General features: G+C 71.7%; 11 protein-coding genes. 5 read left to right on the top strand and 6 right to left on the bottom strand.

Annotated elements, in window-relative coordinates; translation table 11 throughout:
- Positions 1–16: 16 nt before the first annotated feature.
- A complete protein-coding gene (locus AC4MBH_RS12885; RefSeq protein ID WP_491795283.1) occupies positions 17–583 on the bottom strand; it encodes a DUF5709 domain-containing protein in 567 nt (188 codons plus the stop codon).
- Positions 584–637: 54 nt separating this feature from the next.
- On the opposite strand from AC4MBH_RS12885, the gene AC4MBH_RS12890 reads away from it, so the two are divergent.
- Positions 638–1,027: a VOC family protein gene (locus AC4MBH_RS12890; RefSeq protein ID WP_491795284.1), complete on the top strand. Its 390-nt coding sequence runs from the start codon at positions 638–640 to the stop codon at positions 1,025–1,027.
- A gap of 6 nt (positions 1,028–1,033) precedes the next feature.
- Here AC4MBH_RS12890 and AC4MBH_RS12895 read toward each other — a convergent pair whose 3' ends face one another.
- Positions 1,034–1,198 (bottom strand): GPGG-motif small membrane protein, encoded by a 165-nt coding sequence (locus AC4MBH_RS12895; protein WP_491795285.1) that lies wholly within the window; start codon positions 1,196–1,198, stop codon positions 1,034–1,036.
- Positions 1,199–1,357: 159 nt separating this feature from the next.
- Here AC4MBH_RS12895 and AC4MBH_RS12900 point away from each other — a divergent pair, with 159 nt between their 5' ends.
- Positions 1,358–2,008: a UdgX family uracil-DNA binding protein gene (locus AC4MBH_RS12900; RefSeq protein ID WP_491795286.1), complete on the top strand. Its 651-nt coding sequence runs from the start codon at positions 1,358–1,360 to the stop codon at positions 2,006–2,008.
- Here the strand turns inward: AC4MBH_RS12900 and AC4MBH_RS12905 are convergent.
- Both AC4MBH_RS12905 and AC4MBH_RS12910 read right to left on the bottom strand, forming a co-directional pair.
- Positions 2,005–4,533, bottom strand: coding sequence for a bifunctional FO biosynthesis protein CofGH (locus AC4MBH_RS12905; RefSeq protein WP_491795287.1), 2,529 nt, complete (start codon positions 4,531–4,533; stop codon positions 2,005–2,007). The two genes, AC4MBH_RS12900 and AC4MBH_RS12905, sit on opposite strands and share 4 nt — an antisense overlap.
- 79 nt (positions 4,534–4,612) lie before the next feature.
- Positions 4,613–6,817: an MMPL family transporter gene (locus AC4MBH_RS12910; RefSeq protein WP_491795288.1), complete on the bottom strand. Its 2,205-nt coding sequence runs from the start codon at positions 6,815–6,817 to the stop codon at positions 4,613–4,615.
- A 240-nt stretch (positions 6,818–7,057) separates the two neighbouring features.
- Between AC4MBH_RS12910 and AC4MBH_RS12915 the strand changes: the two genes are divergently transcribed.
- Together AC4MBH_RS12915 and AC4MBH_RS12920 are read left to right on the top strand one after the other, a co-directional pair.
- Entirely contained in the window at positions 7,058–8,605 is a 1,548-nt protein-coding gene (locus AC4MBH_RS12915; RefSeq protein ID WP_491795289.1) for an acyl-CoA synthetase, read from the top strand.
- 63 nt (positions 8,606–8,668) lie between these two features.
- Complete coding sequence (locus AC4MBH_RS12920; protein ID WP_491795290.1) at positions 8,669–9,127, top strand: VOC family protein; 459 nt, start codon at positions 8,669–8,671, stop codon at positions 9,125–9,127.
- 34 nt (positions 9,128–9,161) lie between these two features.
- On the opposite strand, the gene AC4MBH_RS12925 is transcribed toward AC4MBH_RS12920, so the two are convergent.
- Together AC4MBH_RS12925 and AC4MBH_RS12930 are read right to left on the bottom strand one after the other, a co-directional pair.
- Entirely contained in the window at positions 9,162–9,518 is a 357-nt protein-coding gene (locus AC4MBH_RS12925) for a hypothetical protein (protein WP_491795291.1), read from the bottom strand.
- 31 nt (positions 9,519–9,549) lie between these two features.
- Positions 9,550–9,744, bottom strand: a complete 195-nt coding sequence (locus AC4MBH_RS12930) for a helix-turn-helix transcriptional regulator (protein WP_491795292.1) — start codon at positions 9,742–9,744, stop codon at positions 9,550–9,552.
- 260 nt (positions 9,745–10,004) lie between these two features.
- Between AC4MBH_RS12930 and AC4MBH_RS12935 the strand changes: the two genes are divergently transcribed.
- Positions 10,005–11,240, top strand: a complete 1,236-nt coding sequence (locus tag AC4MBH_RS12935; protein ID WP_491795293.1) for an HNH endonuclease signature motif containing protein — start codon at positions 10,005–10,007, stop codon at positions 11,238–11,240.

Below are 11,240 nucleotides of genomic sequence, written 5' to 3' on the forward strand. Positions count from 1 at the left end.
AGCCTAGGTGACCGAACTAGAACGTGTTCTCGCCATCGGCGCGGCCGTTGAGCAGCTCCTCGATCACCTCGTCGGGCGGGACGCTGTCGTCGAGCATCGGGTCGTCGTCGGAGATGACGTGCACCGCGGCCTCCTCCGCCGATGCGGCGGCGCCGTCGATGCCGACGTCGGTGGCCACCAGGTCCTTCTCGGTGTCGGTGTGGGCGCCCTCGTCGGGCGCGACCAGGCGCCCGGAGCGCTGGTCGCCGACCTCGTGGTCGGTGAGGTCCTCGTCGAACCTGGCGGCGTCCTCGATCAGCTCCTCGATCGGCTTGGCCGTCGGGTCGGGCACCTCCTGGGCCAGGCGCTGCTCGAGGGTCTCCCCGACCGCCTCCTCGTACGGCGTGTTGCCGTAGCCCTGGGCGGCCGACCAGTTCTCGGGCGGGTTGTAGCCCCGGTCGAGCTCGTCGACGACGTCGCTGCCGTCGCCGGAGACGAGGTCGTCCCCGCCGACGGGCTGGTTCTCGTCGTCGACGCTGTAGTCGCCGTACGACTCCGAAGCGGTGGTGGGGTCCTGGTCGGCGGGAGCAGATGACTCGGTCATCCCCCCAACGTAGAGAGGCCGCCGCGGCGCCGGATCACGCCCTAGGGTGAGCGGATGGGACGGGCCATCCACCACTGGGACCTCTGGGTCGGCGACGCGGCCCGCGCGGCCGACGAGTGGGGCTGGCTGCTGGGCGAGCTGGGGTGGGAGGTCGACGTCCCCGGGTCGTCGTGGGTGCACCCCGACGGGACCTACCTGTTCGTCGAGCGCTCGCCCGACCAGGTCGACGAGCCCTACGAACGACTGCGCCCGGGTGTCAACCACATCGCGTTCGTGGTGGACACCCGGGCGCTGCTCGACCGCATCCGGGCCGAGTCGACTGCTCACGGTTGGCACGAGATGTACGCCGACCGCTACCCGCACGCCGGCGGCGACGACCACACCGCCCTCTACCTCGAGAGCTCCGAGGGGTTCGAGGTCGAGGTGGTCGTCGAGCCGGGCTGAGTCAGGTCAGACGCGGCTGCCGCGGCGGCTGTTGAAGATGCTGTAGCCACCGGGGCCGATGGCCAGGCCGGCGACGATGCAGACGATGCCGAGCAGGATCTGACCCTGCAGCAGCTGCACGACTCCGAAGATGACGAGGATGACGGCGAGGATCCACAACAGGAAGCCCATGGTCTTGCTCCTACCTACTGGTTGGCCTGTGCCGGAGGGCACGATGGGGGTGGGCCATGCCCGGATCTCGGGCACTGACGAAGATCCCGCCCGCCGGGTGGCAGTCGCCTCACCCTGTCGGGCGCAACGGGTGATGTAACACAACGGCACCCTGGGGGCATGGCCGAGCACACCGACGCCCGCCCCTGGGTACCCGCCGATCCGACCCCCGCCGCGCTCGCCGAGGCGCTCCAGCAGTGCGAGGGCTGCGAGCTGTTCCGCGACGCGACCCAGGCCGTGCCGGGCCGCGGGACCTACGACGCCCGCCTGCTGCTGCTGGGGGAGCAGCCCGGCGACCAGGAGGACCGTCAGGGCCTGCCCTTCGTCGGCCCCGCCGGCCGGGTCCTCGTCGACGCGCTCGACGAGGCCGGGGTCGACCGCGCCGACGTCTACGTCACCAACACCGTCAAGCACTTCCGGTGGCGCTCCGGCGGGGGCAAGCGCCGGCTGCACCAGTCGCCGGGTCGCGCGCACGTCGAGGCGTGCCGCCCGTGGCTCGACGCCGAGCTGCAGCTCCTGCGACCCCACGGAGCGGTGCTGCTCGGCGGCACCGCCGGCAAGGCGCTCTACGGCACGGGGTTCCGCGTCGGTGAGGCGCGCAGCGTGCTCCGCGACTGGCCGGCCGAGAAGTACCCCGTCGCCCACCCGCCGGGCTGGGTCCTCGCCACCCTCCACCCCTCGGCGGTGCTCCGTGCCGACCCCGCCGACCGCCAGCAGATGTACGACGGCCTGGTCGCCGACCTGCGGCTGGCGGCGGAGAGCCTGACCTAGCGAGCCGCGGGCACGCCGTACGTCGTGGTGCGCTCGCGCACCGGTCGGTCGATGCCGGCGCCGATCTCGACGAGCTCCGCGACCGTCTTGGCCGAGCCGTGCTCGGAGCCGGCCATCCGCGAGATGGTCTCCTCCATCAGCGTGCCGCCGACGTCGTTGGCGCCGGACCGCAGCATCAGCCGGGTGCCCTCGACGCCGAGCTTGACCCAGCTGGTCTGGATGTTGCGGATCCGGCCGTGCAGCAGGATGCGGGCCATCGCGTGCACGGCGCGGTTGTCGCGCAGCGTGGGGCCGGGGCGGGCGACGCCGGCGAGGTAGATCGGTGCCGAGGTGTGGATGAACGGCAGCGGCACGAACTCGGTGAAGCCACCGGTCTCGTCCTGGATCCGCGAGAGCACGCGCAGGTGCCCGACCCAGTGCCGCGGGTTGTCGACGTGGCCGTACATCATCGTGCTCGTCGTCGGGATCCCGACGCGGTGAGCAGTGCTCACGATCTCGATCCAGGTGCGGGCGGGCAGCTTGCCCTTGGTGAGCACCCAGCGGACCTCGTCGTCGAGGATCTCCGCCGCGGTGCCCGGCAGCGAGCCGAGGCCGGCCTCGCGGGCCTTGATCAGGAAGTCCTCGACCGACAGGCCGGTGCGCGCGGTGCCGTTGACGACCTCCATGGGGCTGAAGGCGTGCACGTGCATGTCGGGCACTCGCTGCCGGACCGCACTGACGAGGTCGAAGTACGCCGTCGCGGGCAGCTCGGGGTCGATGCCGCCCTGCATGCAGACCTCGGTGGCGCCGAGGTCCCAGGCCTCCGCGGCGCGGTCGGCGACCTCGTCGAGGGAGAGGCTGTAGGCGTCGGCGTCGGTACGCCGCTGGGCGAACGCGCAGAACCGGCACCCGACGTAGCAGACGTTGGTGAAGTTGATGTTCCGGTTGACGACGTAGGTCACGTCGTCGCCGACGGTCTCGCGGCGCAGGTCGTCGGCGAGCCGGCAGACCTGGTCGAGCAGGTCGCCGTCGGCGGTCATCAGGGTCAGCGCGTGCTCGTCGGACAGGTTGCCGGGGTCGGCCTCGGCCGCCCGCAGCGCCGCGACCCCCGCCGACGGCGGCTGAGGTGCGAGCGAAGCGCGCCTCGAAGCCCCGTCGCTCGCGGCGGCCGCCTGCTTCACCTCGTCCCAGTCGCCGTAGACGTCGGCGAAGTCCGAGCGCCGGTCGTCGGTGCGGCCGTCGGTGTCGACCCCCGCGTGCAGGTCGGTGCGACCCACGGAGGCGAACCCGCCGTCGGGTTCCTGCCACGGCAGCCCGGTCGGGCGGACGCCGGGGCGGGCCAGCCCCTGGTCGGTGGCGAGCGCGGCCACGTGACCCGAGACCCGCGGGTCGAGCCAGGGCTCGCCGGCCCGGACGTACTCGGGGTGCACGGTCAGGCGCGGCTGCAGGTCGAAGCCGCACTCGGCGGTGGTGGCGCGCAGCCGCTCGAGCGAGGGCCACGGCCGTTCGGGGTTGACGTGGTCGGGCGTCAACGGGGAGACGCCGCCCCAGTCGTCGACGCCGGCGTCGAGCAGGGCGCGGCACTCGGCCAGGTCGACGAGGTTGGGCGGGGCCTGCACCCGTGCCTTCGGGCCCAGCATCAGCCGGGTCACCGCGATCGCGGCGCGGTAGTCGTCGAGGCCGAGGTCGTCGGTGTGGCGCATCGCGGTGTCGGGCTTGGCACGGAAGTTCTGGACGATCACCTCCTGGACCGACCCGAACTGGGTCGAGACCTTGCGCAGCGCGAAGATCGTCTCGGCCCGCTCGGTCAGGGTCTCGCCGATCCCGACCAGGATGCCGGTGGTGAACGGGATCGAGAGCCGGCCGGCGTCCTCGAGCACCCGGAGGCGGACGTCGGGGTCCTTGTCGGGCGAGCCGTGGTGGGCCTCGCCCTTGGTCTCGAAGAGCCGGCGCGAGGTGGTCTCGAGCATCATCCCCATCGACGGCGAGACCGGCTTGAGCCGGTTCATCTCCTCCCAGGACATCACGCCCGGGTTGAGGTGCGGCAGCAGGCCGGTCTCCTCGAGCACCCGCACCGCCATCGCGCGGACGTAGGCCAGCGTGGAGTCGTAGCCCTGCTCGTCGAGCCACTCCTGCGCCTCGGGCCAGCGGTCCTCGGGCCGGTCGCCGAGGGTGAACAGCGCCTCCAGGCACCCCATCGCCGCGCCCTCGGTGGCGATCGCGAGGATCTCGTCGGGGGAGAGGTACGGCGCCCGCCCGGCGCGCGCCGCCTGGCCGGGCGTCTCGACGAACGTGCAGTAGTGGCACCGGTCGCGACACAGCCGGGTGACCGGGATGAACACCTTGGGGGAGTAGGTCACCACCCCGGGTCGCCCTGCGGCCACCAGGCCCGCGTCGCGCACCCGCGCCGCTGCCGTGGTCAGCCGGTCGAGATCGGCGCCCGTGGCGGCCAGCAGCGCCGTCGCCTCGGCCACGTCGAGCGCGGCCCCGCGCTCCGCCCGGGCGAGCGCACGGCGTACCTGCTGCGGGGTCGGGGCGTCAGACATCACGTGAACGGTAAGCGCACGTGGGCCAGGGCGATTCCCTGGCCCACGCACTGGAACGCGTTCTACCTCGGCAGCCCGCTCACACCGAGACGGGCTTCTCGAGCGACGGCCGCTCGTCGCCCGGCTCCTCGCGGTCGAGGTCGTCGGGTCCGAGGGGGCGGTCGTCGGGGTCGATCTTGCTGGGCCACCAGATCTTCGCCCCGAGGTCGAGGTTGAGGGCGGTGACCAGCACCGACCGCACGATCATGGTGTCGAGCAGCACGCCGAGCGCCACCGCTACCCCGAGCTGGGCGAGGAACACGAACGGGATCGACCCCAGCACCAGGAAGGTGGCCGCCAGCACGAGGCCGGCCGAGGTGATCACGCCGCCGGTGGACGACAGGGCGATCAGCGTGCCCCGGCGGGTGCCGTGGTTGACCGTCTCCTCGCGGACCCGGGTCATCAGGAAGATGTTGTAGTCGATGCCCAGGGCCACCAGGAAGACGAACGCGAACAGCGGGAAGCCGGGGTCGACCGCCGCCGTGGTCGGCCACTGGTCGAAGACCAGCGGCAGCACGTGGTCGAACAGCAGCGCCGAGAGGCCCAGGGCGGCGCCGAACGACAAGATCACCGTGCCGATCAGCAGCAGCGGCGCCAGCAGCGACCGCAGCAGGCCGATGAGGATCAGGAACACCACGACCAGCACGATCGGGATGATCACCCGGTTGTCGCGGTTGGCGGCGTCCTTGGTGTCGAGGTAGAACGCCGACCCGCCGCCGACCGCGGCGTCGGCCCCCTCGACCGCTCCCACCGCGTCGCGGGTGTTCGTCACGATGTCGAAGGCGGCCGTGGAGGAGATGTCCTCGCCGACCGGTGCCTCGACGTAGGAGCGGTCGGCGCTGACCTCGGTGACGTCGCCGACCTCGCCGAGGCCGTCGACCGTGCCGATCGCCTCGACCACCGCGTCCATCTGGTCGGTGGCGGCGACCACCTGGACCGTGTTGGAGGTGTCCTGCAGGCCGTGCTCGACCAGCACCCGCTGGCCGACGATGGAGTCGAACTCCTGGGTGTAGGAGTCCTCGGTGGGGAGGCCGGCGGTGTCGAGCTTGATCACACCGAGGCAGGCGAGCGCCAGCAGGACGGCGGTGCCGACCCAGACGACCCGCGGCCGCGGGACGATGCGCCGCCCGACCCGGGCCCAGAAGCCGCCCCGGGTCGGCTCCTCGGAGCCGAAGGAGGGGCGCTTGGGCCAGAACAGCCACCGCCCGCAGATCACGAGCAGCGCGGGCAGCAGCGTGACCATGATCAGCACGGTCACCGCCACGCCCACCGCGAGCACCGGACCGAGCCCGGCGGTGGAGTTGAGGTCGGCAAAGACCAGGCCGAGCAGGCCGACCACGACGGTCGCCGCGCTCGCCAGGATCGCCGGCGCCGCGCGGTGCAGCGCGAACGCCATCGCCTCGTGCCGGTCGTCGTGGCGGCGCAGCTCCTCGCGGTAGCGGGCGACGAGCAGCAGGGCGTAGTCGGTGCCGGCGCCGATGACCAGGATGCCGAGGATCGCCTGGCTCTGGCCGTTGACGGTGAGGTCGGCGTACTTCGCCAGCAGGTAGATGACACCCGCCGAGACCGTGTAGGCGACGGCCGCGCTGAGGATCGGCAGCACCCAGAGCACGGGGCTGCGGTAGGTGAGCAGCAGGATGACGATCACGACCAGGAACGTCGCGCCCAGCAGGGCGCCGTCGACGCCCTCGAAGACCTCGGAGGCGTCGGCGGCCTGCCCGCCGAACCCGGCGAGGTGGACGTCGACGCCGTCGATCTCGGCGATCTCCCGGATTTCCTCGGCCGCGGCCGGGATCTCGGCCCAGCCGTCCTGGCCGAAGTTGAAGGTGAGGTAGAGGTAGGCGACCTCGCCGTCCTCGGAGACGACGGGCGGGATCTTGGCGCCGCTGGCGGCCGCGGCCTCGCGCTTGGCGGGGGTGAGCACGCCGTCCTCGGTGACGCCGTCGATGTCGGCCATCGAGGTGGCCTGCTCCTCCATGGCGGTGAAGTCGTCCTCGGTGAGCCCACCGGCGCGGTGGTAGACGACCAGCGTGGGGATGTCGTTGGGGTCGACGGTCGCGGACAGCTCGTCGGCGACCTGGGTCGACTCGGCCGACTCGGGCAGCCAGGACGAGGCCTCGTTGTTCTGGACGTCGGCCAGCTTGGAGCTGAACGACCCCATGACGCCGGCGATGACGAGCACGCCGACGAGGACGATCCACTTCGTGATGGGGCCGGTCAACGATCCGGCGATCTGACGGTGCATGGGTGTCACCCTTCCAGGTGGTACCGACATTCGGCATCAGGGTTTTCCCGGATAGACCGGAGGTGCCCGATGAACTCATCGCGGCCGACACCCCCCTCTGCCCGAAAGGGCAGGTCCCGCACGATGCACGCTGGTCGAGGAGGTCCCCACGCTGGTCGAGGAGGCCGGCCACGGCCGTCTCGAGACCACCGATGGGCTCGACCGTTGGCGCGGGCCCCGATCGCTGACACAGTGCGGGACATGTATCCCGGCACCTGGGCGCAGAGCCATCCCGACAAGCCCGCGCTGGTGATGGCCGGCTCGGGGGAGACCCGCACCTACGCCGAGCTCGACGACCGCAGCCTGCGGCTGGCCAACCGGCTACGCGCCGCGGGACTGCGCCGGGGCGACGTGGTGGCCATGATCAGCGACAACCGGCCCGAGACCTACGAGGTCTACTGGGCCGCGCTGCGCTCGGGGCTCTACATCACCGCGGTCAACCACCACCTCAGCGCCGACGAGGCGTCCTACATCGTGCGCGACTGCGGTGCCCGTGCCCTGGTGGTCTCCGCCGCCAAGGCCGACCTGGTGGCCGGCCTCGACGTCGACGTCGCGGAGCGCCTCGCCTTCGGCGGTCCGGTCGCCGGCCACGACGACTACGAGTCCGCCCTCGCCGCCGCCGGCGACGACCCGCTCCCGGAGCAGCCGCACGGCGACGACCTCCTCTACTCCTCGGGCACGACCGGGCGTCCCAAGGGCATCAAGCTCCCGCTGCCCGACTACGCCGTCGACGAGCCCGGCTACAAGTACGTCGCGATCTTCGGCGCCCTCTACGGCTTCGACGAGTCCACCGTCTACCTCTCGCCGGCGCCGGTCTACCACGCCGCCCCGCTGCGCTTCGGCGGCGTCATCCACGCCCTGGGCGGCACGCTGGTGATGATGGAGCGGTTCGAGCCGGAGGCGTTCCTCGAGTCGGTGCAGGAGCGCCGGGTCACCCACACCCAGGTGGTCCCGACGATGTTCGTGCGGCTGCTCAAGCTCGACGACGCCGTGCGCACGTCGTACGACGTGTCCTCGCTGCGCTGCGTCGTGCACGCGGCCGCGCCGTGCCCGGTCGAGGTCAAGCACCGGATGATCGAGTGGCTCGGCCCGATCATCAACGAGTACTACGCCTCCACCGAGGCCAACGGCGGCACCATGATCGACAGCGAGCAGTGGCTGGCCCACCCGGGGTCGGTCGGGGTGCCGCTGATCGGCACGCCCCACGTCTGCGACGACGCCGGCCGCGAGCTGCCGGCCGGCGAGGTCGGCACCCTCTACTTCGAGCGCGAGGAGTTCGAGGGGGCGTCGTTCGAGTACCACAACGATCCCGAGCGGACCGCCGCCACCCAGCACCCCGAGCACCCCAGCTGGACCACGGTCGGCGACCTCGGCTACCTCGACGACGAGGGCTACCTCTACCTGACCGACCGCAAGGCGTTCATGATCATCAGCGGTGGCGTGAACATCTACCCGCAGGAGGTCGAGGACCTCTTCTCGCTGCACCCCGCCGTGCTCGACATCGCGGTGCTGGGAGTGCCCGACGACGAGATGGGGGAGCGGGTGGTGGCCTACGTGCAGCCCGCGCCGGGGGTGGTCGGTGACGACACCCTCGTCGAGGAGCTGACGGCGTTCGCCCGCGACCGGATCGCCCACTTCAAGGTGCCGCGCGAGATCCACTTCCGCGACGAGCTGCCCCGTACGCCGACCGGCAAGATGGTCAAGGGCCGGCTGCGCGACGAGCACGCCGGAGGCCGGTCGACGTCGTGATCGTCGCGTGGTCCACGACCCCTGGGACTTGCCCCGCACCCGGGTGAGGGGTGAGTCTCGGGCATGACCGACACCCCTTCCCGCGTCCGCCAGCTCCGAGTGATCATCGAGGCGGACGACTACGACGCAGCAGTCGCCTTCTACCGCGACGTCCTCGGGATGGGTGAGCTGGCGGCGTTCGCCGAGGGCGGCGACGACAAGGTCTCGATCCTCGACGCGGGCCGGGCGACCCTCGAGATCGCCAGTCCCGTCCACAAGGACGCCATCGACCCGGTCGAGGGTGTGACCGAGGACAGCCCCCGGGTGCGACTGGCTTTCGAGGTGGACGACTCCGCCGCTGTCGCCGACGACCTCACGGCGCATGGCGCCCGGGTGGTCGCGCCTCCGATCTTGACGCCGTGGAAGTCGATCAACGTGCGTCTCCACGCCCCCGCGGACCAGCAGATCACCTTGTTCCAGGAGACCGTCGACGCCGACGAACGCGCCCGCCTGGACGGCTTCACCACCGACGACCGGCGCTGAGCTCCGCCGCCGAGCGCGGAGGGCACCTGGAGCGTCAGCGCCGGTAGCGCAACCGCACGAGCGAGACCAGGTAGGCCACTCCGCCCAGCGCCCCCAGCTGGTAGTAGGGGGACCCGTCCTCGCCCTGGGCGATCTCGACGACGAACATCAGCAGCACGGCGAGCAGCGTCGTCATCCCGGCCACCAGGGCGGCTGACCGGTCGATCTCGTTGATGCGCTCATCCGTGCGGTCGCGCAGGCCCGCGGCGGTCTCGCTCCATCGAGCGGCCACCTGGAAGACGACCGCCACCCCCAGCATCAGTGCCAGGCCCCACCACCCGAAGCCCGGGTCGTCCCCCAGCAGTCCCGCCACGAGGTAGGCCAACCCGGCGAGCACGGCCGCGCCGGGCACGAGCCACCTCGTGGTGGCGGATGTCGTCCTGTCATGCGTCGGCATCGAACACCTCTTCCACGGTCTTGTCGAAGAATCGAGCGAGGGCCAGGGCCAGCGGCAGTGAGGGGAGGTAGCGCCCGGCCTCGATGGAGTTGACGGTCTGTCGCGACACGCCGACGGCGTCCCCGAGCGCAGCCTGGGAGAGGCCGCTCGCGACCCGCAGCTCCCTCACGACGTTCCGCATGTGTCAAGGGTGCTTTACACCGTGCATGGTGTCAAGCGTGCTTTACATCTGACGAGCTCGCCGACCGTGTCCCCTCGACGTCCTGGCCGGTGTGCTCCCCGCGGGCCAGGTGAGGTCCTTGGATGAGTTGACGCGCCAGCCGTCGCCAGTCCTGCGCGCATCGGCCTCCGCCCGCAGCTCCGCGACGAGTTGTCCACAACCCCTGTGGTTGAGCGGGAAACCCGCCGCAAACTGTCGGTGGTCGGTGCTGGAATAGTCTCATGGCCGAGCACACCGACACCCCCCGATCGGGACACCCGATCGAGGCGTTCCTGTGCTCGGTGCTCGACGACCTCCAGGCCCTGGCCGAGGTCCCGGCCTGGTCCATGGACCCGGTCACCACCACCCGCGTCGTCGGACTCGCCGCCCGGGTCGCCGCCGGCATCGCCGAGGTCGAGGCCCGCACCATCGGCCACGCCGAGGTCCTCGACCTCCCCGGCACAGCCCAGTGCCGCGACCTACGACGGTGGCTGCAGCAGACCACCGGCGTCACCCGCCGCACCGCTGCCGCGAAGACCAGGTTGGCGGGAGCGCTCGCCGGCCTGGAGCCGACCCGCGCCGCGACCGCCCGCGGTCAGATCCACGCCGAGCAGGCCCACGCCATCGCCGACCACCTCACCCGCCTCGACGACGACCACGTCCCCGCCGCCGACCGGGCCCGCGCCGAGGCGTTCCTCCTCGACCACGCCACCACCGGCGGCATCGACGCCGACGACCTCGCCCGGCTCGGCCACGCCATCGCCGAACGTCTCGACCCCGACGGCGCCGATCAACGCGAAGCCCGCGCCCTCGAGGCCCAGGAAGCCCGCGCCCGGAAGAAGACCCGCCTCACCATGGTCGACGCCGGCGACGGCCTGACCCACGGCCGGTTCACGCTGCCCACCCACGTCGCGGAGATGTTCCGCAAGCAGCTCCACGCCCTCGCCGCCCCCAAGCACGTCCGCGCCCACCACGGCCCCGGCACCTACGACTGGCAGACACCCTCAGCCGACAGGCTCGGTCAGGCGTTCACCGAGTGGATCGAGACCTACCACCCAGACCAGCTCCCCCAGATCGGCGGACTCTCCGCGACCGTCATCGCCGTCGGGGACCACGACATCCTCACCGGCAAGGTCGAGGCCGCCGCCCTGGACACCGGCACCAAGATCTCCCACACCGAGTACCTACGTCTGGCCTGCGGGGCCGGTGTCATCCCCGCCTGGATGAACGCCACCGGCGAAGTGCTCGCCCTGGGCCGCAAGCACCGCTTCCACACCACCGCCCAACGCCTCGCCGCCATCGTCGAACAACGCCACTGCCAACACCCCGGCTGCGACACCCCCGGCTACCTCTGCCACACCCACCACCGGGTCCCGTGGCAGGACGGCGGCACCACCGACCTCCGCAACACCCAGCTCCTCTGCCCCTACCACCACACCCGCACCCACCAACCCGGCACGCACCCCATGCGAACGTGA

The organism is Nocardioides sp. WJ219, from assembly GCF_058559815.1.